Genomic DNA, 25,424 nt, shown 5'->3' on the forward strand with positions numbered 1-25,424 from the left:
TAGGCTTGACGAAGATGTCGCTGGTCGACCGGGCTGGCTACACGATCGAGGCGATCTCCGTCAGCCCCGCTTCAAAGCATCGGACCGCGTCGCCTCTGCCAAAACGGCATGTCCGGGAAGCGCTGCTCGGAAGCATAGAGCGCCGTCTGCGTTGCCAGATGCGAGGCGATCCCCTCGAGGAAATGCCGTTCGTAGCGCAGCGCTGCGGTATCGTCCCGGACGAGCAGCCCCGCGACACTTTCGGCCGCCTGGATGCCGCTCCAGAGAGCCGTGGCAAGCCCGTTCGCGCCGAGGGGATCGAGGGCGCTTGCGGCATCGCCTGCGCGGAGAATGCGCGGCTCGACCAATCTTGATGCCGTCACCGTGCTTGCGGGCGCAAAATGAAGGTCGGCCGCCATGACCGGATCAAGACCCAGACTCGACAGGCGCCGGGACATCGCGGTGGTCCGCGACACCATGTCGGCCCACAGAGTGACGTCGTTGCGAATGCCGGCGGGCAGCAGATCGGAATCGCTGAAGAGGCCGACCATGATGCGGCGTCCCGGCATCAACGCCATGTACCACCATCCCGTCGCCACCGCCTCGACAAGCGTGGCCGCGGCAGCCTCGACATCGTCGTCCAGGCGGAAAATACGGAACGCGGCCACCATCTTGTGGAGACGCCGGGGCGCCGCTCCGGCGCCGGACGAGATGGCGGAACGACCGGAACAATCGACCACGAACTCCGTTGCGATCGACGAACCGTCGGTCAGCTCGACCGCAACCTGAGCCGGCGATCTCGACAGCCGCCGGGCCCTCTCGACGCTTCGTTCCACGCCGTCGGCCTCAAGGGCTGCCGACATGCGCAGCTCGAGCCGTCGCCGGTCGATGTGCCAGCCCGACGCTGCCTCCGCGCGCCGCAGCGCCGAACCGCCCCAGACGGAATAGCGTCCCTGGCTCGCCAATGCCGTCTCTTCGTCGAGCAGTCCGAGCCATCCAAGGGTCTCGAGCGAAGACGACGCATGAAACGAAAGCGTTTCACCGTGGTTGGCAACGTCGCCGCGCGGCGCGACGAGCAGCGGCCGATAGCCGCGCTGCAGCAGGCTGCGGGCGCAGGCCATCCCTGCCATGCCAGCGCCCAGAACGACAACCTGCCTCATTCTTGCTGGTCGGGCGCTCGGTTCAGGGCCAAATCCATCGAGCCCCGCTGAACTTCGACGAAGACGTCGGAGGGAATCGCGGGAATGTCCTTCGGCCCGGCGCGGCGCACGACGACACCCATCCGTGTCCACAGCTCGATCATCCGGCGCAGGCCATCCGTATAGCCGGCCTCGACATGCAAGCCGATCCCGGCCGCGCCACGCGACCAGGCGACCCGCGCGTGATAGAAGCGCAGCCGCTCCTCCAGCGGAATATCGGCCCGCATCATCTGCTTGTAGAAGCCCTCGGGAAGGACATCGACCGGAAGAAGTGCCGGCCACCAGACGGGTGTCGGGAAGCCGTCTCCCGTCAGGACGGATTGGCAGCTGAACGCGTCGCCCTGCCAAGGCACGCCCATCCAGCGCGTGAGATCGCCGGGCGCCTGAGGACCGACCGGCGCGCCGTCCTCACGGCGGAACGGATGGCCCGAGAACACATTCCGCGGATTGAGCTGCAGCCCGACGTCCTGGATCAGGCTCTTCCGGGTGGATATGGCAATGCGGAATGGCAGCGGCGTTTCTTTGGGCGTCCGATAGAGGGCGGCGTGGCGAATGGGCCAGGTGATCTCGACACCTGGATGGAATGCGCCGCCCGAGCAGGCATCGAGCGCAGCCCGGGTGAGCGCCTCCGGTCGCTGCGACAGCGGGATGTCGTCGATCTGCCGGACCGCATCGGCCGCGGGATCATCAAGGTCATTGACGAAATCGCCCCGGGCCCAGGCGCTCAGAATTGTGTGCTGGGTGGGCGTCAGCGTGAGCCAGCCCGTCGGGCTGCCCGGGAAGTTGACGCCGTCACCGAGCATGGGCGGCAAGGCGTCCGAGCGGACATCGTCGCCACCGGGCTCGCGGAACGCCGCCAGAACCTTCTCACGTGCGGCGCGCGCGCCCGGTCCTGACTCGGCCAGCGCCGTGATGACCGCGGGATCCGAGAGGTCGTCGAGATCATGCCAGGCCTTGCCGAGAAAGGACGCCTGCGCGACCCATTGCATCATGCCGGAGCGCCTGAGGATCGGCAGCACATCGCGGCGGAAGGACAAGGCGCCGCCGGGCACTTGCAGGTGGCCCGTCGCGATCATCGCTTCCCGCGCCGCATCGTAGAGGCTCACGATCGGCTCGATCTGAGGCGCAAATTTCGGACCGCAGCAAACCACCCAGGCCGGCTCGCAATCCATGACCGCCTCGCCGACCCGCACAGTGGCTTTCACCCAGCCATCGCACCAGTCGTCATGCCAGCCATCGTTATTGGTGAAGTCGCGCACCGGATTTTGCGGCAGGGCGGTGGCGGAGACCCCATCCGCGGGAAACACCAGGAGGCGGCCGGCATCATCGGTGCGAAGATGCCCGAGCATCACCGGCAGCTTGTTCCAGAACAGGCCCGCCATCTGATAAGCCGGGTTGCGCCCCGCGGTATTCGCCGCGGCACCGTCGATGCGGACGGGACCGGCATCGATCGCCAGCATCTTTTCGCGCCGGGCCGGCCCGATGGAGGCGTTGCGCAACGGCCCGGGAATGCCGGGCGCATGCTCGCCGCCATCCATGGCATTCGAGTAGCCGTACCAGGCCGCCTTGGTATTGGCGACATGGACGGTCCAGCTGAGGCTGTCGGCCGCGCCGAGCTCCCGCACCACGCGCCCCTGATCGTCATAGCCATAGACGCGAAAGCGCTGGACCTGCTTCTTGATACGATCCGGTCCCTGCTTGAAGCCGCCTGGCGGCTCGATCATCAAGCCCGGCACCTCGGGGGCGAGGAACCATTCATCACCGTTGCCGACGCGCGAGAAACCGATGGCCGGGAAAATCGCTGCGCAGACGATCCGCGCTCCCGCGGGGGCCGATTGTTGCGCCTGCGCAGGCGACACAGCGGCCTTGAACAGCGCTGGCGCGGCGAGGCCGAGAACCGATGCGTTGATCAGAAAATCGCGACGTTTCATGCGGCATGCCCTTCGCGTTTTTCCTTTCCGTAAAGAAGAATCTTTAATGGGACATTGTCTCGCAAAGACGCCCGAGACGCGTCGTCAGCACCTGGGGATGCAGGAGCCGCCTGCTGGAACCCGGGCGCCATTGAGTGGCATTGGCCCGAAACTGAGAACACGTGATGGATACGGCTACCCCTTCCGAGCTCTTCACGCATGTCCGCATCGTGCTGGGCATGGTCATCGGCGTTGGCATTGCCCGCATCCTGACCGGCATTGCCAGCTTCATCCAACATCCCGGGCGGAACCGCGTCTCTTCGCTCCACATGTTGTGGGTGGCTTCGACACTGATCGAGCTGGTTCTTTTCTGGTGGTGGGAGTTCGCGCTGGCACGCATCGCCCATTGGAACTTCGCCGCCTATCTGTTCCTGATCAGCTATGCCGTTGTGCTCTTCCTCCTTGCCGCCCTGCTGTTTCCGGACAACATCGCGGAATACGGCGGCTACGAGGACTTTTTCATCAAGCGGCGGCGTTGGTTCTTCTCGCTTCTGGCCGTCACCTTTGCCTTCGATGTCGTCGACACGATCATCAAGGGCGCAGAGCACTGGAACCGCCTGAGCACGGAATATCTGGTTCAGGTGCCACTCGGCCTGACGCTTTGCGCAGTCGCCTGGAGTTCGAAGAACCGCAACGTCCAGATCGGCGTCGTTCTGGTTCACATTGCCTATCAGGCCTATTGGATCGTGCGGGTGATCAACACGATCTAGCCGGTGCCCTGTCCGATCAGACACGCGCGGCTCCCACGCCCGCGCCGCACAGTGATCAATGAAAAGTCAGCGAAAGCGCCGACTTGACCCTGCAACCGAAAATCGCAGGGCCAATGTTTGGATCCGGTTTTGGTGGCCCGTCACACCAGGATGGGGACGATCAAGCGTCGACCGTCGCGTTGAGCGCATTTTCCTGGATGAACTCGCGCCGCGGTTCGACGACGTCGCCCATCAGCTTGACGAAGATGTCGTCGGCCTCGTCGACCTCCTTCACCTTGACCTGCAGCAGCGAGCGGGCATTGCGATCGAGCGTGGTTTCCCAGAGCTGGCTGGCGTTCATCTCGCCCAGGCCTTTGTAGCGCTGCAGCTTGACGCCGCTGGCGCCGGCCTCCTTGATCGCCTCGAACAGGGCGATCGGCCCGGAGATCGGCAGCTCGCCGCTCTTGCGGCGGAACACCGCCGGCTGGTCATAGACCTCGCTGAGGCTCTTGGTGTGTTCGTCGATGCGGCGTGCTTCCGCCGAGGACAGCAGCGCCGCATCCAGCACCGCGACCTCTTTCACGCCGCGCACCGTGCGTGAGAACACATAGGCCTGGCCGTCGAAACGGCCTTCCCAGCCGCGCTCCATTTCCTCCGCGATGGCGTCGAGCCTGAGCGCGGTCTTGGCCGCGATCGCCTCGGCCCGCGTCGGCTCCTTGATCGCTTCGATATCGAGCGCGCCGGCAATCGCCGCCTGTTCGACGACGGCGCGGTTGTAACGCGAGTGGATGCTGCCGATCAGGTTCTTGACCTGGCGGGCCTCGTCGACGATCGCGCCAAGATCGGCGCCGGCCCGGATTTCGCCCGTGCCCATCACCAGGACGGCGTCGTCGAGCCCGCCGGTCACCAGGTAGTCGTCGAGCGCGCGCTCGTTCTTGATATAGGTCTCGCTCTTGCCGCGAGCGACCTTATAGAGCGGCGGCTGGGCAATGTAGACATGACCCCGGTCGATGATCTCGCGCATCTGCCGGAAGAAGAAGGTCAGGAGCAGGGTGCGGATATGCGAGCCGTCGACGTCGGCATCGGTCATCAGAATGATCTTGTGGTAGCGCAGCTTGTCGGCGTTGAACTCGTCGCTGCCGATGCCGGTGCCGAGCGCGGTGATCAGCGTGCCGATCATTTCCGACGACAGCATCTTGGCGAAGCGCGCACGCTCGACATTCAGGATCTTGCCGCGCAGCGGCAACACCGCCTGGAAGGCGCGATCGCGGCCCTGCTTGGCCGAGCCGCCGGCCGAGTCACCCTCGACGATGAACAGTTCGGACTTCGCCGGGTCACGTTCCTGGCAATCGGCGAGCTTGCCGGGCAGCGAGGCGACGTCCAGCGTGGTCTTGCGCCGGGTCAGCTCGCGCGCCTTGCGCGCGGCTTCGCGCGCCGCCGCCGCGTCCGCCACCTTGTGGGCGATCTGCTTGGCCTCGGTCGGGTGCTCCTCGAACCAGCTGCCCAGCGCCTCGTTGATGACGCTCTCGACCACCGGACGCACCTCGGACGAAACCAGCTTGTCCTTGGTCTGCGACGAGAATTTCGGATCGGGCACCTTGACCGAGACGATGGCGGTCAGGCCCTCGCGGCAGTCATCGCCGGTCAGGTCGACCTTTTCCTTCTTGGTGACGCCGGAAGCGCCGGCATAACCGGTCACCTGGCGCGTCAGCGCGCCGCGGAAGCCGGCCAGATGGGTGCCGCCATCCCGCTGCGGAATGTTGTTGGTGAAGCAGAGGACGTTCTCGTGGAAGCTGTCGTTCCACCACAGCCCGACCTCGACGGTGATGCCGTCGCGCTCGGCCTTGATCATGATCGGTTGCTCGAAGAGCCCGGCCTTGTTGCGGTCGAGATAGCGCACGAAGGCCTCGATGCCGCCCTCATAGAACAGTTCGATCCGCTTTTCCTCGGCATGGCGCAGGTCGGTCAGGATGATCCGGACGCCGGAATTGAGGAAGGCGAGTTCGCGCAGCCGGTGCTCCAGCGTGGCGAGGTCATACTCCACCATGGTGAAGGTCTCGGTCGAGGCGAGGAAGGTCACCTCGGTGCCGCGCTTGCCGTTGGCCTCGCCCATCACCGCGAGGGGCGCGACCGGATCGCCATGGCGGAATTCCATCGAATAATGCTTGCCGCCGCGCCAGATCGACAGTCTCAGCCAGGACGACAGCGCATTGACGACGGAGACGCCGACGCCATGCAGGCCGCCGGAGACCTTGTAGGAATTCTGGTCGAACTTTCCGCCGGCATGCAGCTGGGTCATGATGACCTCGGCCGCCGAGACACCTTCGCCGGTATGGATGTCGGTCGGAATGCCGCGCCCGTTGTCGGTCACCGTCACCGAGCCATCGGCATTCAAGGTCACCGTCACGGCCGTCGCATGGCCAGCCAGCGCCTCGTCGATGGCATTGTCGACCACCTCATAGACCATGTGGTGCAGGCCGGACCCGTCATCGGTATCGCCGATATACATGCCGGGGCGCTTGCGCACGGCGTCCAGGCCCTTGAGGACCTTGATGCTGTCGGCGCCATATTCGGCGTCCGGGATGTCGATGCGGGCGGTTTCAGCCATGGTGAGCGGGTCTCCAAAGCGGCCGGAAAGGCCACAATCTGTGCCTTGCGATTCGGTTCGCCAGTGTAGCGGGAGATGCTCATATAGTCGCTCGCGCCCACGCACGCGAGGGCGGAGCGACAGATAAGGCTGCTTTCGGGGTTGGCCCGGCGTCAGGCGGTCAGCAGGCTCTGGATATCCGCCAGCGGATGCGACGTCAGCTCCTTGGCGATCTCGCCGGTAATCCGGTCCGAGACGTCCCGGTGGAACGCCTTGCGCAGGTTGCCCAGAACCCGCGGTGAAGCAATCACGATCAGCTCCTTGAACCGGGCAGCCTGGGCATGGCGGCGCAGCGCCTCGGCGATGTCGATGGCGAAGCGTTGCTCGCCCAGCCGGTGCCAGTCGGTCTGTTCCATGGCGCTGCGCCGGGTGCCGGCGTTGGCGAACGACCGCCCGGGGCGGTCGGTGCCCTGCTCGCGGGTTGCCGGGTTGTCCTGTTGCAGGACGTCCTCGATGACCAGGTCGAGCCGCTGGGCATGCCCCCGGTTGCGCAGGAACAGGGCCTTTTCGCCGTCGCCAATGAGGATGAGAGCATCGTGGGGAATTTTGATCGCGGGCATGGTCACCGTCCTCCGATCCAGGAAGAACCCGTGACACAAGGCTCCGTTCCGTCGGACCACGCCACCCGCTGCGGCCAAAGGTCCTTGTCCGCCCGCCGATTGCCACGTGCCGGTTCGCGCCGCCCAGGTTATCTTCGCGGGCGAATCATCCGTTTCCGCCCGGTCTGGCCCGGACCGGAATGGCTTGGCCGGACCAGACTGGAGGCCCGACATGAGCGCGCTCACCCGCCGTACCGCCCTTCTCGGCACCGCATCGCTGGCGATCCCCTCGCTGATCGGCCAGGCGGACGCCGCCACCTTCCAGGGCTTCGTCGACAGCCTGTGGTCCCAGGCCTCGTCGGCCGGCGTATCGCGCGGCACGTTCGACCGCGCCTTTTCGGGCGTCCAGCCGAACCCGCGGGTGATCGAACTGTCGCAGCGCCAGCCGGAATTCAGGAAGACGCTCGGTGACTATGTCGACCTGCGCACCTCCAACAAGCGCATCACCAATGGCCGTGCCGCCTTTGGCGAGCACCGCGCCACCTTTGCCGCGGTCGAGAACCGCTTCGGCGTGCCCGGAGAGATCGTCTGCTCGATCTTCGGCAACGAAACCTCCTACGGCACGTTCAAGGGCGACCATTACGTCATCCAGGCGATGGCGACACTCGCCCATGCCGGCCGGCGCACCGATTTCTTCCGCAGCGAGCTGATCGCGGCGCTGCGCATCCTGCAGGCCGGCGACATCGCGCCCCAGGCCATGATGGGGTCCTGGGCCGGCGCCATGGGTTATGTCCAGTTCATGCCGACCAGCTTCCTGCGCTTTGCGGTCGATTTCACCGGCGACGGCCGGCGCGACATCTGGAATTCCATCCCCGACGCCATGGGCTCGGCGGCCAATTATCTCGCCCGCAACGGCTGGACCGCGGGCGTTCCCTGGGGGTTCGAGGTCCATGCTCCCGGCCTTGCCGGCAATCGCGGCAGCCGCCAGGCGATCAGCGCCTGGGGCGCCCAGGGGGTCAGCCGCATCGGCGGCGGATCGATGGCGGGCGGAGCTGCCGCAAGCCTGTGGAAGCCCGCCGGCGAAGGCGGACCGCATTTGCTCGTCACCGGCAATTTTAATGTGATCAAGCGCTACAACAATGCCGATTCCTACGCCCTCGCCGTTGGCCATCTCGGCGACCGGATCAAGGGCGCCGGGCGCTTTTCCAAACCCTGGCCGCCCGGCGAGGGCGGGCTCGTCCATGCCGAACGCGAAGAGATCCAGCGCCGGCTGAATGCGCTCGGCTTCGATCTCGGCGACCCCGACGGCATTATCGGCGACAAGTCGAAAGTGGCGATCCGCTCGATGCAGGGCCGCTTCGGAATGCCGGCGACCGGCGACGCCGACCGGGCCTTCCTGGAACGGCTCAGGCGCGGCGGTTGAACGGGCTTAACGCTTCGTTCACCATGGCCATTGTTCCACTGGTTCTTCGGCGGGTTCCATCCCGGATCGGAGGCATTTGGCATGGATCGTTCCGGCAAGGCCCTGCAAGGCTTCCTGGCCGTTTTCCTGGCGACGTTGGCGACCGGCCTTGCCGCGCCCGCGCCGGCCGGCGCGCAGGACGGCGGCTTTTCCAGCTGCATCCAGACGCTCCGCCGCGACGCCAGCCAGCGCGGCATTCTGCCGCAGGTGTTCGAGCGCTCGACCAGCGCCCTCACCCCTGACACCAGCATCCTCCGATTGCTCGATTCCCAACCGGAATTCTCGCGCCAGCCCTGGGAATATATCAACGGCCTGGTGGCGGCGAACCGCGTCGCCGAGGGCCGCCAGTTGCTGCAGCGCCATCGGGCCGTGTTCGACCGCGTCGAGCAGACGACCGGGGTCGACCGGCACATCGTCGCCGCGATCTGGGGCATCGAAACCAGCTTCGGCAAGGCCAAGGGCAATACCTCGGTCATTCGCGCCACCGCGACGCTGGCCTGCTACGGCCGGCGCCAGGAGTTCTTCCGCGACGAGTTCCTGGCCGCCCTGCAGATCATCGCACGCGGCCATGTGGCGCCGCAGAATTTCCGCGGCTCCTGGGCCGGTGCGTTCGGCCATACCCAGTTCATGCCCTCGACCTTCCTGCGCGCGGCGCGCTCCGGCTCGGGCTCGGCCCATATCGACATTGTCGGCTCGGTCGCCGACGCCATGATGTCCACCGGCAACCTGCTGCGCGAAGAGGGCTGGGCGCGCGGCCAGGGCTGGGGTTACGAGGTGGTGTTGCCGGCCGGGCTCGACCTTGGCCTGGCCGGCCGCGACCGGCCGCAGAGCATCGCCCAATGGGAAGCCCGCGGTGTCAGCCGCGCCGGTGGCCGGCCGTTCCCGCGGCGCGGCGACATGGCCTTCCTGCATTTGCCCGGCGGCGCCCGCGGCCCGGCCTTCCTGATGCTGCCGAATTTCCGGGTGATCATGAAATACAACAACTCGGAAAACTACGCGATGGCGGTCGGTCACCTGGCCGACCGTCTGCATGGCGGCGGGCCTTTCATGCGGCCCTGGCCGGTCACCGAACGGGCCTTGTCGCGCGATGAGCGCATCGAACTGCAGCAGCGCCTGGCCCAGGTCGGGCTCTATAGCGGTACGGTCGATGGCAAGCTCGGCGCCGGCACCCGCGAGGCCCTGCAGCGGTTCCAGGCGCGCGCCGGCATGGCCGCCGACGGTTTTCCGACCGCGGCGGTGCTGCAGCGGCTGCGCCAGGGCGGCTGAGGCCTGCGGTCGGCGGGCCTGTGGCCATGTCGCCGCTTCGTGGTAGAAAGGCTGGTCCGGAGCCGGGGGGCATCGGTACCGAGGTTCTGGCGTGAGGCGGTTCGGACATGTCTTGGCTCTGCTGATCCTGACCGTCGCTTGCGCGGCGGTCGGCGGGTCGTCGCGGGCCCAGACCGGTTATGCCGATGACCGTTTCCCGCATTTGTTCGCGCCGCGCGACCAGCGGCCGCGGTTGTTCACCATCCCGCCGCAGTCGACCCGCCAGGCACCGGTGGCGCGAACCACCCAGCCGGCCGCGACCGAGATCACCCGGCCGCCGCGCGAACGCACCGGCCCGTCGGCGACGGCGGCGGCACCCGGCACGGCCGAGGTCGCGCCGACCACCTTCGTGCTGGTGCTTGGCGACAACCTCGCGGAATGGCTGGCCTTCGGCATCGAGCGGGCCTTCGAGGACGTTCCCGAGATCGGCGTCACCGACAAGAGCCGCCTGTCCTCGGGCCTCGTCCGCTCGGAATTCTACGACTGGGCGAAGGTGATCCCGGAGGTCCTGGCCCAGGAGACCAAGGTCGATTTCATCGTCATGATGATCGGCTCCAACGACCGTCAGGCGCTGCGCGTCGACCGCGAAGCATTCGAGCCGCGCTCGGAACGCTGGCGCGAGATTTATGTGCAGCGGGTCGATGCCGCGATGCTGGCCCTCAAAGCCCGCGGCGTGCCGGTCTACTGGGTGGGCATGCCGCCGCTGCGCGGCCAGCGCGCCTCGGCCGACATGGCCTATCTCAACGACGTCTACAAGGAACGCGCGGCCCGCAACGGCGTGACCTATGTCGATGTCTGGAACGGCTTTGTCGACGAGCAGGGGCAATATTCGCAATTCGGACCGGACTTCGCCGGCCAGATCCGGCGCCTGCGCACGGCCGACGGCGTCCATTTCACCTCGGCCGGCGCCCGCAAGCTTGCGCTTTTCGTCGAACAGGATCTGCGGCGCGATCTGGTCGGCCGCATCACCCCGGCGATCCCCGGCGCGCCTGCCGCCGACCGCCCGCGCCCGCCCGAGACGGGCCTTCCGCAACCGGAAGCGGCGCTGCCGAGCCTCGAGCTCGAACCGCCCCGGCCGCGACCGCTGATGGGGCCGATCCTGCCGCTTGCCGGCAATCCGACCATCCCGCGCCCCGCGGTTGCCGGCAACCCGCCGCCCGCGCCGCCCGTCGCCGCGCCGCGCGGCCTCGCCGGCGAGCGTCCGTCCATCTCGGCGCAAGGGGCGGCAGCCGCCGTCCTGGTGCGTGGCGAAGAGCCACCGCCGGCGCCCGGACGGGTCGATGATTTCCGCTGGCCACGTGGTTCGATAGCCTCATCCGTGCCGGAAAATGCAACCGGACAGGCCGCCGCGACCGCCAGCGGGCCACAAACCCGCTGAGACATCAGCCCTTTGGCGGGTAGCATTGCTGCACGCGCTCAGGCAATAATATTGCGCCGCACAAGCTGATTGCCTTCCATTTATGATTCGGCGATACAGCGTCCGGCAACAAACCGCATCCAAACCGACTTTTCCGCACGGATTGCCGCTTGTAACCCTGTTTGAAATCTGTCAAAGAAACGACTTCAGAAAGGTCAGCATCGCTGCCCTATCTGCAATACACCCCTCAGGGGTAGTCGAAAGCGGCCCAAGGCCGCAAAGTGGCAGGCCGGCCGGCACCGGGGAACTCCCGGGATCGCAGCCGGCTGGATGTGTCACAGTCAGGGCATGGAACGGCGGCTATTGACCGCAAAACGAGGTCGATGATGAGCACTCACGGTTTTGGTGCGGGCAAGGGTCGGGGTATCGAGGCGCGGACCAACCGCACCGCGAAAGCCAATACGGCCAACCGTACGAAAAACCGTACGCGGCCGATCATCCATCCCGGCCAGCCCAAGGCCCAGGGCCTCTATGACCCGGCCAAGGAACAGGACTCCTGCGGTGTCGGCTTCATTGCCGACATGAAGGGCCGCAAGTCGCACAAGATCGTCCAGGACGCGCTGCAGATCCTGCTCAACCTGGAGCATCGCGGCGCCGTCGGCGCCGATCCGCGCGCCGGCGACGGCGCCGGCATCCTGGTGCAGATCCCGCATGCCTTCTTCGCCAAGAAGACCGCCGAGCTCGGCTTCGAATTGCCCGAGCCGGGGCATTACGCCGCCGGCTATATCTTCTTCCCGCGCGACCCCGAAGGACAGGTGATCGTCCGCGAGACCATCGAGAAGGTCATTGCCGACGAGGGCCAGGTCCTGCTCGGCTGGCGTGAGGTGCCGACCGACAATGCGTCGCTCGGCTTCAGCGTCACGCCGACCGAACCGAAGCACATGCAGCTGTTCATCGGCCGCGCCGCCGATGTCGATTCCGAGGAGGAGTTCGAGCGCCGGCTGTTCGTTCTGCGCAAGGTCATTTCCAACCTGGTCTATGACCGCAACGACCCGAAGACGCTTGGCTATTATCCGGTGTCGCTGTCGTGCCGCACCATCGTCTACAAGGGCATGTTCCTGGCCGACCAGCTGGGCAGCTATTATCCCGACCTGCATGACGCGGCGTTCGAAAGCGCGCTGGCGCTCGTCCACCAGCGCTTCTCGACCAACACCTTCCCGACCTGGTCGCTCGCCCATCCCTACCGGATGGTCGCCCATAACGGCGAGATCAACACGCTGCGCGGCAACGTCAACTGGATGGCGGCACGCCAGGCCAGCGTCGACAGCGAACTGTTCGGCAACGACATTTCCAAGCTCTGGCCGATCTCTTACGAAGGCCAGTCGGACACCGCCTGTTTCGACAACGCGCTCGAATTCCTGGTCCAGGGCGGCTATTCGCTCGCCCATGCCGTGATGATGCTGGTGCCCGAAGCCTGGGCCGGCAACAAGCTGATGGATGAGGCGCGGCGCGCCTTCTACGAATATCACGCCGCCGTCATGGAGCCCTGGGACGGCCCCGCCGCGATCGCCTTCACCGACGGCCGCCAGATCGGCGCGACCCTCGACCGCAACGGACTGCGCCCGGCCCGCTGGTTCGTCACCAAGGACGACCGCATCATCATGGCGTCCGAAATGGGCGTGCTGCCGGTGCCGCAGGACCAGATCATCCGGAAGTGGCGGCTGCAGCCGGGCAAGATGCTGCTGGTCGATCTGGAGCAGGGCCGGATCATCTCGGACGAGGAGATCAAGGCCGATCTCTCCAGTCGCAACCCCTATAAGGAATGGCTGACCAAGTCGCAGATGATCCTGGAGGATCTGCCGCCGGTCGAGCCGCGCGCCTCGCGCACCGACGTGCCGTTGCTCGATAAGCAGCAGGCCTTCGGCTACACCCAGGAAGACACCAAGATCCTGCTGGCGCCGATGGCGACCACCGGCCAGGAAGCCGTCGGCTCGATGGGCACCGACACGCCGATCTCGGCGCTGTCGACCAAGTCGAAGCTGCTCTACACCTATTTCAAGCAGAACTTCGCCCAGGTGACCAACCCGCCGATCGATCCGATCCGCGAGGAAATCGTCATGAGCCTGGTGTCCTTCATCGGGCCGAGGCCGAACCTGTTCGACCTCGACGGCACCTCGCGGCGCAAGCGCCTCGAAGTGCGCCAGCCGATCCTGACCAACGAGGATCTGGAAAAGATCCGCTGTATCGGTCATCGCGAAGATTCCTTCGACACCAAGACGCTCGACATCACCTACCCCTCGACCAAGGGCGCCGGCGGCATGGCGGAGGCGCTGCAGCTTCTGTGCGACCGCGCCGAGGCCGCCGTCCACGGCCGCTACAACATCATCATCCTATCCGACCGGATGGTTGGCCCGGACCGCATTCCGATCCCCTCGCTGCTGGCCGTGGCGGCGGTCCACCACCACCTGATCCGCAAGGGTCTGCGCACTGCCGCCGGCCTCGTCATCGAGACCGGCGAAGCACGCGAAATCCACCACTTCTGCTGTCTCGCCGGTTATGGCGCCGAGGCGATCAACCCCTATCTCGCCTTCGAGACCATGGAGGAGATCCACGCCCGCGGCGAGCTGCCGCCCGAGGTCGATGCCGACGAGGTGGTCAAGCGCTTCATCAAGTCGATCGGCAAGGGCATCATGAAGGTGATGTCCAAGATGGGCATCTCGACCTATCAGTCCTATTGCGGCGCGCAGATCTTCGACGCTGTCGGCCTGTCGAGCGAATTCGTCCAGCGCTTCTTCACCGGCACCGCCACCCGGATCGAGGGCGCCGGCCTTGCCGAAATCGCCGACGAGACCGTGCGCCGGCACACCGCCGCCTTCTCCGATGATCCGACCTTGCGCACCACGCTCGAGGTCGGCGGCGAATATGCCTATCGCATTCGTGGCGAGGACCATGTCTGGGCGCCCGATACGGTGGCAGCGCTGCAGCACGCCGTGCGCGGCAACAGCCAGGACCGCTACCGCGAATTCGCCCGCCTGATCAACGACCAGGCCGGCCGCCTGCAGACCATTCGCGGCCTGTTCCACATCAAGATGGCGGAAGAGGCCGGCCGTCAGCCGGTGCCGATCGACGAGGTCGAAGCAGCCGCCAACATCGTCCGGCGTTTCGCCACCGGCGCCATGTCTTACGGCTCGATCTCGCGCGAGGCGCACACGACGCTCGCCATCGCCATGAACTCGATCGGCGGCAAGTCGAACACCGGCGAAGGCGGCGAGGAGGCCGAGCGCTTCAAGCCGCTGCCCGACGGACGCTCGATGCGCTCGGCGATCAAGCAGGTCGCCTCCGGCCGCTTCGGCGTGACCACCGAATATCTGGTCAACGCCGACATGATCCAGATCAAGATGGCGCAGGGCGCGAAGCCCGGCGAAGGCGGCCAGCTGCCCGGCCACAAGGTCGATGCGGTCATCGCCAAGGTCCGCCATTCGACGCCCGGCGTCGGCCTCATCTCGCCACCGCCACACCACGACATCTATTCGATCGAGGATCTGGCCCAGCTCATCTACGATCTGAAGAACGTCAATCCGGCCGCCGACATCTCGGTCAAGCTCGTCTCCGAGGTCGGTGTCGGCACGGTTGCCGCCGGCGTCGCCAAGGCACGCGCCGACCATGTGACGATCTCGGGCTTCGAGGGCGGCACCGGCGCCTCGCCGCTGACCTCGATCAAACATGCCGGCAGCCCCTGGGAGATCGGCCTTGCCGAGACCCATCAGACGCTCGTCCTCAACCGGCTGCGCTCGCGCATTTCGGTTCAGGTCGATGGCGGCCTGCGCACCGGCCGCGACGTCGTCATCGGCGCGCTCCTGGGCGCCGACGAATTCGGCTTCGCCACCGCGCCGCTGATCGCCGCCGGCTGCATCATGATGCGCAAGTGCCACCTCAACACCTGTCCGGTCGGCGTCGCCACCCAGGACCCGGTGCTGCGCAAGCGCTTCCGCGGCCAGCCCGAACATGTCGTCAACTTCTTCTTCTTCGTCGCCGAGGAAGTGCGCGAGCTGATGGCCGCCATGGGCTATCGCAACTTCGACGAAATGGTCGGGCAAATGCAGATGCTCGACAAGAAGGCGGTGGTCGCCCACGGCAAGGCCCAGGGCCTCGACTTCTCGCGCCTGTTCCACAAGCCCGACATGCCCGACACGGTCGGCATCCGCCGGCTCGAGGACCAGAACCACCATCTCGAGGCGGTGCTCGACCGCAAGCTGATCATCGAGGCGAAGCCGGCCATCGAGGACGGCAAGGCGGTGGTGATCGAAACCGCGATCGGCAGCGTCAACCGCTCGACCGGCGCCATGCTGTCGGGCGCCATCGTCGCGGCCCACGGCAATGCCGGCCTGCCCGACGACACCGTGCATGTGAAGCTGAAGGGCACGGCCGGCCAGAGCTTCGGCGCCTGGCTTGCCCGCGGCGTCACCATGGAGCTCGAAGGCGAGGCCAACGATTATGTCGGCAAGGGCCTGTCCGGCGGACGCATCGCCATCTATCCGGCGAAAGAGGCTGTTGATCTCGACGTCGACAACTCGATCATCGTCGGCAACACCGTGCTTTATGGCGCGATCGACGGGGAATGCTACTTCCGCGGCATTGCCGGCGAACGTTTTGCCGTGCGCAACTCGGGCGCCATCGCGGTGGTCGAGGGCACCGGCGATCACGGCTGCGAATACATGACCGGCGGCATTGTCGTGGTGCTCGGCCAGACCGGGCGCAACTTCGCCGCCGGCATGTCGGGCGGCATCGCTTATGTGCTCGACGAAATCGGCGACTTCGCCTCGCGCTGCAACATGTCGATGGTCGAGCTCGAACACGTCCTGGAGGAAGAGGAACTGCTGGCCCAGCACTATCACCAGTCCGGCGGCCTGGAAGGCCATGGCCGGGTCGACGTGATGAGCGACATGACCCGGTTCGACGCCGAGCGTCTGCACCAGCTCATCACCAATCACGCCCGCTATACCGGCTCGAAACGGGCGCAGGACATCCTGGACCGCTGGTCCGAGATGCTGCCGAAGTTCCGCAAAGTGATGCCGGTGGAATATCGCCGCGCGCTGGCCGAAATGGCCGCGCAGGCCGAACAGCGCCCCTTCGCGCTGGCAGGAGAATGATGACATGGGGAAGGTAACGGGTTTTCTCGAGGTCGATCGCCAGGATCGGCGCTATGCGCCGGCCGGCGACCGGATCCGCCACTACCGTGAATTCGTCATTCCGCTGAGCGAGGAAAGCACGCGCAACCAGGCGTCGCGCTGCATGAATTGCGGCATTCCGTTCTGCCATACCGGTTGCCCGGTCAACAACCAGATCCCCGACTGGAACGACCTCGTCTATCAAGGCAATTGGGAAGAGGCGAGCCAGAACCTCCACTCGACCAACAACTTTCCGGAATTCACCGGACGGGTCTGCCCGGCGCCCTGCGAGGCGTCCTGCACGCTCAACATCGAGGACACCCCGGTCACCATCAAGACGATCGAATGCGCGATCGTCGACCGGGCCTGGAATGCCGGCTGGATCAAGCCGGAGGTCAAGTCCAAGAAGACCGGCAAGGCTGTCGCCATTGTCGGTTCCGGCCCGGCGGGTCTTGCCGCCGCCCAGCAGCTCGCCCGCGTCGGCCACGACGTCCATGTCTATGAGAAATTCGCCAAGGCCGGCGGCCTGCTGCGCTACGGCATTCCCGACTTCAAGATGGAGAAGCGCCTGATCGACCGGCGCATCAGCCAGATGGAAGCCGAGGGTGTCAGCTTCCGCTACAACGAGCATGTCGGCGTCACCACCCCGGTGGACAGGCTGGTGGCCGATTATGACGCCGTCGTGCTGACCGGCGGTTCGGAGCAGCCGCGCGATCTGCCGATCCCCGGCCGCGCGCTCGACGGCATCCATTTCGCCATGGATTTCCTGCCGCAGCAGAATCGCCGCGTGTCCAGCGAATCGATCGGCACCAACGAGCCGATCCTGGCCGGCGGCAAACATGTCGTGGTGATCGGCGGCGGCGACACCGGTTCCGACTGCATCGGCACCTCGGTGCGTCAGGGTGCCGTCTCGGTGACCCAGCTCGAGATCATGCCGAAACCTCCGGAAAAGGAGAACAAGGGCCTGTCCTGGCCGCTCTGGCCGCTGAAGCTCAGGACCTCGTCGAGCCACGAGGAAGGCGCGGAGCGCGATTTCGCCGTGCTGAGCACCGAATTCACCGGCGTCAACGGCAAGGTCAACAAGCTGCGTTGCGTGCGCGTCGACGCCAAGATGCAGCCGATCCCGGGCAGCGAGTTCGACCTGCGCGCCGACCTGGTGCTGCTGGCCATGGGCTTCGTCAACCCGGTCTATGAAGGCATGCTCGAAAGCCTCGGCGTGACGCTCGATCCGCGCAAGAATGTCCTGGCCAACCAGACCGACTACAAGACCTCGGTCGACAAGGTCTATGCCGCCGGCGACATGCGCCGCGGCCAGTCGCTGGTCGTCTGGGCGATCCGCGAAGGCCGGCAGGCCGCGCACGCCGTCGACAAGGATCTGATGGGCACGACTACCCTGCCGCGTTGAGCGGTGACATCGGCCCTGTCTCCCGAATAAGCTTGGGGGACAGGGAGTTCATTCGATGTTTTTTGCAAGCGACAACGGGCTCGGCGCCTCCGACAAGGTCATGCAGGCGATCGTCGCCGCCAATGGCGGCGCGCGCCTCGGCTATGGCAATGACGACGGCACCAAGAAGGTCGAGCGGATGCTGTCCGACCTGTTCGAGCGCGATGTCGGCGTCTACATGGTCATCACCGGCTCGGCGGCCAACGGCCTCGCCCTGTCGACGCTGACGCCGCCCTGGGGCCTCGTGCTGTGCCACGAGGAAAGCCACGTCATCGAAGACGAATGCTGCGGCCCGGAATTCTTCACCGGCGGCGCCAAGCTGGTCGGCATTGCAGGCCCCGGCGCCAAATTCAGCGCAGCGGCGCTGGAGACCGCCTTGGCCAGGCTGCCGAAGCGAGTGCCGCACAACGCGCCGGCCCACGCGCTGTCGATCACCCAGTCGACCGAATATGGCTTGGTCTATTCGGTCGATGAGGTGAAGGCGCTGACCGCGATCGCCAAGGCCAAGGGGCTGAACGTTCATATGGACGGCGCGCGCTTCGCCAATGCCGTCGCCTCGCTCGGCTGCAGCCCGGCCGAGGTCACCTGGAAGGCCGGTGTCGATGTGTTGTCCTTCGGCACCACCAAGGGCGGCGGGCTCGCCTGCGAGGCCATGGTGTTCTTCGATCCGGCCAAGGGCTCCGACATGGTGCGCCGGCGCATGCGCGGCGGCCACCTCCTGTCGAAGCACCGTTTCCTGGCTGCCCAGATGGAAGCTTTCATTGGTGACGGTCACTGGCTGGAGCTTGCCGGCCACGCCAATGCCATGGCGTCGCGGCTCGCCGCCGGCCTTGCCGCCGTTCCGGGCGTCAAGGTGCCGTTCACGCCCCAGGCCAACGGGGTCTTTCCGATCCTGCCGAAGCCCATGGAGGCGGCCCTGAAAGCGGCCGGCGCGGTCTTTTATCCCTGGTCGGACAAGAGCCTGCCGGCAGGTGTCACGGTCGGCGCGGACGAGACCATCGTGCGCCTGATCACCTCTTTCGCCACCAAGGCCGACGATGTCGATCGGTTCATCGCGACCGCCGCCAAGGCCGCCACGCCGCTTGCCGCCGAATAGCGGCCTGCCTTGAACTTTTCGCGAGTTGCCCTGAAATCGCCGTTCTCCTTGCCGAAGTCTTGACCTGGGGCTTCGCTGGGGAAAGAGGACGCAGATCGTGCGCCAGAGTCTATTGCTAGCGGCCGCCGTTGCCGCGCTCGCCGCCGGCATGAGCCCGGTTCGGGCGATGCCGCTTGGGTCGACGGATCAGGCGATCGGCTCGATCGGGCAGCCCCAACAGGTCCAGTTTTGGGGCGAATGGGGCCCGCGCCATCGCGAGCGGCGCTATTATGAGCCGCGTTATCTCGAGCCGGACCTGGAACCGGAATCGGACGCCATCCATCCCAGCGAAGCGGTCAGCATTACCCGCTCGATGGGTTATCGCGCGGTGAGCCAGCCGCGGCTCGCCCAAGGCGCCTGGGTGATCGACACGGTCGATCGCCAGGGCCTGCGCGTACGTGTCTCGATCGACGCCTTCAGCGGCCGGCCGGTGCGTGTGCGTTACCTCGATTCACCCGGTCCGCGCTTCGGCACGCCGCCGGTCTGGCCGGAAGAGCGGCCGACTTTCCAGTCTCGCGATGGCCGGCCGCCGGTGCAGCGCGAAGGCCGGCTCGATCAGGATTTCGACCGCGCCCAACGGCCGGATCGGCCGGATCGGTCACAGCGCGCGGCCAAACCCGAACGTGAGATCACCGCGCGCCTCGTGCCGGTGCCAACCCCCCGCCCGCAGATCGACCCGCCGGGGACCGTGCCGCCGGCTGCCTTGCCGCCGGTCGCCATCCCGCCGGCCGACGCCACCCCTTACGCACCGCCGCCGGCGGCCCGCATCGCGCCGCAGGATCCGCCGCTGAGCGTCGAGCCGCGCACGCCTTTCGTCCCGCCGGCCGCGCCGCCGGTGCAGGAGGCAACTCCGCCGGCGCCGGTCGAGCCAGTGCCGCCGAGTGCCGCATTGCCGCCGGCACCCGTGCCCGAGCCGCCCGTCGTCGTGCCAGCGCCGCAAGTGGTGCCGCCGGCGCCCCAGGCCACGCCGGTCGAACCGCCAGCCCCGGTCCCGCCAAGCGCCGCCCTGCCGCCAACCCCGGCCGAGCCCCCGCCGCCGCCGGTGATCACCCCGGCGCCGGTCGTGCCGGCCCCGGTCGAGGCGGCGCCTGCCGTACCGCCCGCCACCCCCCCGAGCGCGGCTGTCCGGCCGGCCGAACCGGATGACGGCGTCATGGTCGACGGACGGTTCCTTGGGCCAAACGGCGAGACATTGCCCGGCGCACCCGAGCCGCGTGGCACCGTCAGGTCGGTGACGCCCCCGCCGGGCAACTGATCGGGCCGATCCACGCGCCCGAGCCTGGCCAACAGACCCAGCCACAACAAAACGCCCCGGTGCAAGCACCGGGGCGTTCGTGCATGGGAGAACCGGTTGGAGGCCGGTTCAGGCAGAGTCAGCAGAGTGAGGCACTGTGGCCGAGGCTCAGGCGGCTTTCTTGGCCGGCTTGCTCTCGATGACGCGAGCGCCGCCGCCATTGGCGATGGCAATGTGCCGCGGTTTCATCGCCTCGGGGATCTCCCGGACCAGGTCGACATGCAGCAGTCCGTGCTCGAGCGCGGCGCCCTTCACGAAGACATAGTCGGCCAGCTGGAAGCGGCGCTCGAAAGCGCGCGCGGCAATGCCCTGATGCAGATATTCGGCCTTGGTTTCGCCCTCGGCGACAACCTTCTCGCCGCGAATGGTGAGCGCCTGCTCCTTCACTTCGATGGAGAGGTCCTGCTCGGTGAAGCCAGCGACAGCGACCGAGATGCGATAGGCGGTCTCGCCGGTCTTCTCGATATTGTAGGGCGGATAGCCGGGAACCGGAACATCGGCACCGGAACCCTGGTCGAGCAACGAAAACAGGCGATCGAAGCCGACCGTCGAACGGTAAAGCGGAGCAAGATCGAACGTGCGCATGGATGTCCTCCTTCAAGCGACATCAGAAATGGGGCCCGCCGGATGGCCAGGCCGTTCGTGACATGCAGCCACCAGGGGCCTGCATGGCCATGGAGTTAGGCATCGCATTTCCGCTTCGCAAGACCCCCGACGCGCCGTCCAATTCCTCTGGCCGCGCGGCGCATGTCCCGCCGGCCCGGCTTTCTGACAACCACATGAACGCGCGCTTCCGGATGAGTTCAGGGGCCGGCCGCTAGGGTCATGCCCATGATGACCAGGCTCGGCCAGATCGGCCGGTGCCCCTTTCCACCCGAGGTTTTTCCGAAATGTTCAGGGTCGCACCCGGCAAAGCGGTGCTTCTTGCGTTGGCCGGCGCCTGGCTCGTCTGCGTCGCAACCCTGGCCTTTGGGGAGCCCAAAAATCTGCGCGGGGCAGCCGATCCCGGCGCTGCCCGCACATTCGCGGCGCCCACCGAGGCGGTGGCCGGGCCAATGCCCGCGCCCGCCACTCCGGTGCTGCTGCCCTGGCCCGAAATTGCCGTGCGGCTCGCCCGGCGCGGTTATACCGTCGGCGAACCGGCGGTCCAGCGCGGCCCGACCTATCTCACCACCGGCACCGACAGCCATGGCCGGCGGCTGCGCATCGTGATCGACGGCCGCACTGCCGAAGTCATCGGCATGCGTACCGTCGATGCCAGCCGGCCGAGTGACCGTCCATCGGCATCGGCAATCCGCCCATCACCTTGAAACTCCACCCTCATTCACCATTGCGAGCACAAATCCTTGGCGGCAGCGGGCATCTGTGGGAACCATCTCGGCCATCAGCGCCTGAAGGGGACGGAGCCCTGCCCATGGCTTTGCCGATCATCCGCGCCGCCGCATCGGCACTCTTGGCCTCGGGACTCTTGGCATCGGGACTCTTGGCCTCGGAACTCTTCTTGGCACCCGGCCTCCTGGCGCCGGGTGCCGCCTCCGCCATGCCGATCGTCCCATCGGTTGCCGTGGCCGGCGCCGCATCCGGCCGGACGCTGCAGGTTCAGTGGCTGCCGCGCAACTATCCATTCGACCCTTGCGCGCCTGGCGCTCCGCCGATCCGCGTCGTCAAGCGCGACGACTGGGGCCGCGCCTTCATTGCCATCGAACCAGCCTATGGCTATTGCCGCGAGGCGCGTGGCGAAGTCTATCTGCTGCCGCCGCCGCCACATGCCCTGGCGGTCATTCCGCCCTCCGGTTATGACGGCCGCGGCCGGCCGGTCTATCGCTGGCGGCTGGTGCCGGCCTGGTAGCAGCGCGCCTTTTCCTGCCCTCCTGTTGCCCGTCTATGCCGCCGTCGATGTCATGTCGGCGCGCCACAACCGGCGCTATCCTGTCGACCTCAGGCCGTTGAGCATCGGCCGATTCGCGACCCTGGTGTGCTGATGGATCTCGTCGCCCTGCCCGACTGCCCGGTTCCCGAAGGCGCGCGCGCCGGAACGGTCACCACGCGCGACGGCGTGCCGATCCGGTATGCCCGTTGGGAGCCGACCGGCGCCCCACGCAAGGGCACGCTGGTGATCGCCCAGGGCCGCACCGAGTTCATCGAGAAATATTTCGAAGCGATCCAGGAGTTGCGCGCCCGCGGTTTCGGTGTGCTGGCCTTCGACTGGCGCGGCCAGGGCGGCTCGGGACGGCTGACCAGCGACATCCGCAAGGGCCATGTCCGGCGCTTCGCCGACTATCAGATCGATTTCGAAACGATCATGGAGGCGGTGGCCCTGCCAGACTGCCGTCCGCCCTTCTATGCGCTTGCCCACAGCATGGGCGGTGCCATCATGATCGAGGCACTGAAGGCCGGCCGAACCTGGTTTGACCGGGTGGTGCTGAGCGCCCCCATGGTCAAGCTCGCCCAGGTGCCGCGGCCGATCCTGCCGCTCGCCGCCCTGAGCGCGCTGTCCCTGATCGGGCTGGGCAGCATGGTCATTCCCGGCGGCTCGCTCGAACCTTTGTCCAAGCGGCCGTTCGAGACCAATCCGGTCTGTTCCGATCCCGAGCGTTATGCCCGCGTCGCCGCCTATGCCGATGTCGACCGGCGCCTCGGCATGGGCGCGCCGACCGTCTCCTGGGTGCGCGAGGCGCTGAAGGCCACCGCGACCTTTGCCCATCCGCTCTACGCCGCCGATATCCGCCAGCCGATCCTGATCATCGCGGCCGGCAAGGACCCCTTGGTCTCGACCCCGGCCGTGGAGGAGTTCGGCAGCCGACTCAAGGCCGGCCATAGCGTGGTGGTGCCGGGCGCCAAGCACGAGCTGTTGTTCGAGCGCGAGGTGTTCCGCCAGCAGTTCTGGGCTGCCTTCGACGCCTTCGTGCCGGGCGAGCAACCATTTCTGTAGCGATGCGCGCGAGCGGCATCAGCCGTTCAGGATGGCCATGGCCTGATCGTGCACACGCCGGTCGCCGGCGGCCAGGATCCGCCCGCCTTCGCCGGCCGGCCCGCCGTCCCAGGTGGTGACGATGCCGCCCGCCCCTTCGATGATCGGCACCAGGGCCAGGATGTCATAAGGCTTCAGGCCGGCTTCGACGACCAGGTCGACATGGCCCGCCGCCAGCATGCAATAGGCATAGCAGTCGGCGCCATAGCGGTAGGTGCGGCACTCGCCCTCGATCCGGTCGTAACGGGTCTTGTCGCCGTCGCGGAACATCTTCGGCGAGGTGGTCATGATGGTCGCCTCCGCCAGCGTCTCGCAAGCGCGCACGCGCAGCGCCCGCTGTCCGGCCGGCCCCTCATAGCGAGCCCGCGCGCAATCACCCCAGAAGGTTTCCCGGGTGAATGGCTGATGCATCATGCCGAAGGCGGGCATGCCCTTGCGGGAGAGGCCGATCAACGTGCCCCAGACCGGAATGCCGGCAATGAAGGCGCGGGTGCCGTCGATCGGATCGAGCACCCAGACATGTTCGGCATCGGGGTTTTCCGAGCCGTGCTCCTCGCCGATGATGCCGTGTTCCGGGAAGGTCGCCGTGATCATCCGGCGCATCGCCGCTTCGCCGGCGCGGTCGGCTTCGGTGACCGGATCGAAGGCGCCAACCTCCGCCTTGTTCTCAACGCCGATACTGGATCGGAAGAATGGCAGGATCGCCTCGCCGGAAATCCTCGCCAGGTCGTGGACGAAAGCCTCGATGTCGACGGCGCTCACGGGAACGTCCTCTTCGCTGCCGGCCGGCTGGCGCCGGCCCTCCCCAGAGCTATAGGCCGGCGGAGCAAAACCCTGCAACCCGGCGATATCGGGGCAAGCATCGGCGCGGGGCCAGTGCTGCTGCCCACGCGCTTGTCCCGGCCCCGCCGACAAGGCAGGGTCCGCCCCGGAGGACGATGTGAAGGGCATGGGCGAAGCGACGCTGGCGAGATCCGCCATGATCGCGTTGGTGGGCACGCTTGGGCTCGCAACCGCTTTCAGTCAGTTCTACCGCAATTCGGTCGGGGTGATCGCGACCACGCTCGCCGGCGAACTGGAACTGACCGCAGCCCAGCTCGGCACCTTGTCCTCGAGCTTTTTCCTGGTCTTCGCCTTGTGCCAGATCCCGGTTGGCATCGTCATCGACCGCTACGGCCCGCGCAGCGCCATGCTCGGCTCGGCCGCCTTCGTGATTCTCGGCTCCTTCGTCTTCGCGTTCGCCCAGGGCAATGGCAGCCTGCTCGCCGGCCGGCTGCTGCTCGGCATCGGCTGCTCGACCTTCCTGATGGCCCCGCTGGTCATCTATAGCCGGGCCTTTCCGCCGGCCACCTTCGCCTCGCTGACCGGCCTGCAGCTGTCGATCTCCAGCCTCGGCAATATCGGCGCGACCGTGCCGCTGGCGCTGGCCACCGAAGCCTTCGGCTGGCGCGCGGCCTTCATCGCGGCGGGGCTCGGCTGCCTGGCGCTGACGCTGGCGATCTTCGTCGTGGTGCGCGGCCCGGCCGCCGGGCCGCAGGCCGGCTCACCGAAGGAGACGCTGGCCGACGCGCTCAGGGGGGTGGCCCGGGCTACCCGCGCCCCCGGCTTCTGGCGGCTTTTCCTGATCCAGTTCTCCAGCTATTCGACATTTGGCCTGATCATTGGCCTGTGGGGCGGCCCTTACCTCGCCCATGTCCATGGCTCCGACCTGCAGACCCAGGGACAGGTACTGCTGGCCATGGCGGTCGCCCAGGTTTGCGGCATGCTGTTCTGGGGCCTGGCCGACCGCATCGTCAAAGCCTATCGGCCGCTGACGCTGACCGCGGCCGGCCTCAGCGTCGCCCTGCTGGTCGGCCTCATCGTTGTCGGCCATCGGCTCGATACCTTCGGTGCCGCGGCGATCATTGCGGCGCTCGGCTTCAGTTGTGCCTATGCGCCCGTCATCGTCGCCCATGGCAAGGCGATGTTTCCCCCAGCCCTGACCGGCCGCGGCATGACCTTGCTCAATATCGGCACGGTCGGCGGCGGTTTTGCCACCCAATGGCTCACCGGCCTCGCGGTCAAGGCCGTGGCCGGTTCCGCGCTGGTCTATCCGGTCGCCGCCTTTCAGCTCGCCTTCGGCATGCAGGCGGTGCTGCTGGCAACCGCGGCGCTGGTCTATGCCGGCGCGCCGGACCCGCGCCGCGCCATCGGCTGATGTCGCGGGGCCCTGAACCAGCGATCAGTCCCTGCGAAAAAATGGGTCAACCATCTTGCCTTTTCTAA

Annotated in this window: 18 protein-coding genes; 12 read left to right on the plus strand and 6 right to left on the minus strand. The window is 66.9% G+C overall.

Annotated elements, in window-relative coordinates; genetic code table 11:
- Positions 1–71: 71 nt before the first annotated feature.
- Together E8M01_RS06010 and goxA are read right to left on the minus strand one after the other, a co-directional pair.
- Positions 72–1,139: an NAD(P)/FAD-dependent oxidoreductase gene (locus E8M01_RS06010; RefSeq protein ID WP_136959294.1), complete on the minus strand. Its 1,068-nt coding sequence runs from the start codon at positions 1,137–1,139 to the stop codon at positions 72–74.
- Positions 1,136–3,109 carry a CTQ-dependent glycine oxidase GoxA gene (goxA, locus tag E8M01_RS06015; protein ID WP_136959295.1) on the minus strand — a complete coding sequence of 658 codons (1,974 nt, stop codon included), beginning with the start codon at positions 3,107–3,109 and terminating at the stop codon, positions 1,136–1,138. The genes E8M01_RS06010 and goxA overlap by 4 nt, the downstream gene beginning before the upstream one ends.
- 164 nt (positions 3,110–3,273) lie before the next feature.
- Here goxA and E8M01_RS06020 point away from each other — a divergent pair, with 164 nt between their 5' ends.
- Positions 3,274–3,858 carry a hypothetical protein gene (locus E8M01_RS06020; RefSeq protein ID WP_136959296.1) on the plus strand — a complete coding sequence of 195 codons (585 nt, stop codon included), beginning with the start codon at positions 3,274–3,276 and terminating at the stop codon, positions 3,856–3,858.
- A gap of 160 nt (positions 3,859–4,018) precedes the next feature.
- Here E8M01_RS06020 and gyrB read toward each other — a convergent pair whose 3' ends face one another.
- Complete coding sequence (gene gyrB / locus E8M01_RS06025) at positions 4,019–6,445, minus strand: DNA topoisomerase (ATP-hydrolyzing) subunit B (protein WP_136959297.1); 2,427 nt, start codon at positions 6,443–6,445, stop codon at positions 4,019–4,021.
- A gap of 152 nt (positions 6,446–6,597) precedes the next feature.
- A complete protein-coding gene (locus E8M01_RS06030; protein WP_136964469.1) occupies positions 6,598–7,044 on the minus strand; it encodes a host attachment family protein in 447 nt (148 codons plus the stop codon).
- 211 nt (positions 7,045–7,255) lie between these two features.
- On the opposite strand from E8M01_RS06030, the gene E8M01_RS06035 reads away from it, so the two are divergent.
- The 7 genes from E8M01_RS06035 (at position 7,256) to E8M01_RS06065 (ending at position 20,149) form a co-directional block, all read left to right on the plus strand.
- Positions 7,256–8,446 carry a lytic murein transglycosylase gene (locus tag E8M01_RS06035; protein WP_136959298.1) on the plus strand — a complete coding sequence of 397 codons (1,191 nt, stop codon included), beginning with the start codon at positions 7,256–7,258 and terminating at the stop codon, positions 8,444–8,446.
- An 81-nt stretch (positions 8,447–8,527) separates the two neighbouring features.
- The gene (locus E8M01_RS06040; RefSeq protein WP_136959299.1) at positions 8,528–9,751 is read left to right on the plus strand and encodes a lytic murein transglycosylase; all 1,224 of its coding nucleotides are present in this window, start codon (positions 8,528–8,530) and stop codon (positions 9,749–9,751) included.
- A gap of 112 nt (positions 9,752–9,863) precedes the next feature.
- Entirely contained in the window at positions 9,864–11,168 is a 1,305-nt protein-coding gene (locus tag E8M01_RS06045) for an SGNH/GDSL hydrolase family protein (RefSeq protein WP_170181802.1), read from the plus strand.
- Positions 11,169–11,530: 362 nt separating this feature from the next.
- Positions 11,531–16,297, plus strand: a complete 4,767-nt coding sequence (gltB, locus tag E8M01_RS06050; RefSeq protein ID WP_425467709.1) for a glutamate synthase large subunit — start codon at positions 11,531–11,533, stop codon at positions 16,295–16,297.
- 4 nt (positions 16,298–16,301) lie between these two features.
- On the plus strand, positions 16,302–17,720 hold the full coding sequence (locus E8M01_RS06055) for a glutamate synthase subunit beta (RefSeq protein WP_136959302.1): 1,419 nt from the start codon (positions 16,302–16,304) through the stop codon (positions 17,718–17,720).
- Positions 17,721–17,775: 55 nt separating this feature from the next.
- On the plus strand, positions 17,776–18,855 hold the full coding sequence (locus E8M01_RS06060; protein ID WP_136959303.1) for a threonine aldolase family protein: 1,080 nt from the start codon (positions 17,776–17,778) through the stop codon (positions 18,853–18,855).
- Positions 18,856–18,952: 97 nt separating this feature from the next.
- A complete protein-coding gene (locus E8M01_RS06065) occupies positions 18,953–20,149 on the plus strand; it encodes a hypothetical protein (RefSeq protein ID WP_136959304.1) in 1,197 nt (398 codons plus the stop codon).
- Positions 20,150–20,296: 147 nt separating this feature from the next.
- Here the strand turns inward: E8M01_RS06065 and E8M01_RS06070 are convergent, their stop codons facing one another.
- Positions 20,297–20,773: an Hsp20 family protein gene (locus tag E8M01_RS06070; protein WP_136959305.1), complete on the minus strand. Its 477-nt coding sequence runs from the start codon at positions 20,771–20,773 to the stop codon at positions 20,297–20,299.
- A gap of 305 nt (positions 20,774–21,078) precedes the next feature.
- Between E8M01_RS06070 and E8M01_RS06075 the strand changes: the two genes are divergently transcribed.
- From E8M01_RS06075 to E8M01_RS06085, 3 genes are all read left to right on the plus strand, one after another.
- Positions 21,079–21,498: a hypothetical protein gene (locus E8M01_RS06075; RefSeq protein WP_136959306.1), complete on the plus strand. Its 420-nt coding sequence runs from the start codon at positions 21,079–21,081 to the stop codon at positions 21,496–21,498.
- A 191-nt stretch (positions 21,499–21,689) separates the two neighbouring features.
- A complete protein-coding gene (locus E8M01_RS06080) occupies positions 21,690–22,037 on the plus strand; it encodes a hypothetical protein (protein WP_136959307.1) in 348 nt (115 codons plus the stop codon).
- A gap of 132 nt (positions 22,038–22,169) precedes the next feature.
- Complete coding sequence (locus E8M01_RS06085; RefSeq protein ID WP_136959308.1) at positions 22,170–23,120, plus strand: alpha/beta fold hydrolase; 951 nt, start codon at positions 22,170–22,172, stop codon at positions 23,118–23,120.
- Positions 23,121–23,138: 18 nt separating this feature from the next.
- On the opposite strand, the gene hisN is transcribed toward E8M01_RS06085, so the two are convergent.
- A complete protein-coding gene (gene hisN, locus E8M01_RS06090; protein WP_136959309.1) occupies positions 23,139–23,921 on the minus strand; it encodes a histidinol-phosphatase in 783 nt (260 codons plus the stop codon).
- A 217-nt stretch (positions 23,922–24,138) separates the two neighbouring features.
- On the opposite strand from hisN, the gene E8M01_RS06095 reads away from it, so the two are divergent.
- Entirely contained in the window at positions 24,139–25,356 is a 1,218-nt protein-coding gene (locus E8M01_RS06095) for an MFS transporter (protein ID WP_170181803.1), read from the plus strand.
- Positions 25,357–25,424: the final 68 nt, after the last annotated feature.

Origin of the sequence: Phreatobacter stygius (genome assembly GCF_005144885.1) — a bacterium.
GTDB lineage: Bacteria > Pseudomonadota > Alphaproteobacteria > Rhizobiales > Phreatobacteraceae > Phreatobacter > Phreatobacter stygius.

Excerpts from the sequence above, each read along its gene's own strand:
- E8M01_RS06095 (WP_170181803.1), top strand. The coding sequence starts at position 24,139 with ATGATCGCGTTGGTGGGCACGCTTGGGCTCGCAACCGCTTTCAGTCAG.
- E8M01_RS06055 (WP_136959302.1), top strand. The coding sequence starts at position 16,302 with ATGGGGAAGGTAACGGGTTTTCTCGAGGTCGATCGCCAGGATCGGCGC.
- E8M01_RS06060 (WP_136959303.1), top strand. The coding sequence starts at position 17,776 with ATGTTTTTTGCAAGCGACAACGGGCTCGGCGCCTCCGACAAGGTCATG.
- goxA (WP_136959295.1), bottom strand. The coding sequence starts at position 3,109 with ATGAAACGTCGCGATTTTCTGATCAACGCATCGGTTCTCGGCCTCGCC.
- E8M01_RS06035 (WP_136959298.1), top strand. The coding sequence starts at position 7,256 with ATGAGCGCGCTCACCCGCCGTACCGCCCTTCTCGGCACCGCATCGCTG.
- E8M01_RS06075 (WP_136959306.1), top strand. The coding sequence starts at position 21,079 with ATGTTCAGGGTCGCACCCGGCAAAGCGGTGCTTCTTGCGTTGGCCGGC.
- E8M01_RS06010 (WP_136959294.1), bottom strand. The coding sequence starts at position 1,139 with ATGAGGCAGGTTGTCGTTCTGGGCGCTGGCATGGCAGGGATGGCCTGC.
- E8M01_RS06085 (WP_136959308.1), top strand. The coding sequence starts at position 22,170 with ATGGATCTCGTCGCCCTGCCCGACTGCCCGGTTCCCGAAGGCGCGCGC.
- E8M01_RS06030 (WP_136964469.1), bottom strand. The coding sequence starts at position 7,044 with ATGCCCGCGATCAAAATTCCCCACGATGCTCTCATCCTCATTGGCGAC.
- gltB (WP_425467709.1), top strand. The coding sequence starts at position 11,531 with ATGATGAGCACTCACGGTTTTGGTGCGGGCAAGGGTCGGGGTATCGAG.
- E8M01_RS06040 (WP_136959299.1), top strand. The coding sequence starts at position 8,528 with ATGGATCGTTCCGGCAAGGCCCTGCAAGGCTTCCTGGCCGTTTTCCTG.
- gyrB (WP_136959297.1), bottom strand. The coding sequence starts at position 6,445 with ATGGCTGAAACCGCCCGCATCGACATCCCGGACGCCGAATATGGCGCC.
- E8M01_RS06020 (WP_136959296.1), top strand. The coding sequence starts at position 3,274 with ATGGATACGGCTACCCCTTCCGAGCTCTTCACGCATGTCCGCATCGTG.
- E8M01_RS06070 (WP_136959305.1), bottom strand. The coding sequence starts at position 20,773 with ATGCGCACGTTCGATCTTGCTCCGCTTTACCGTTCGACGGTCGGCTTC.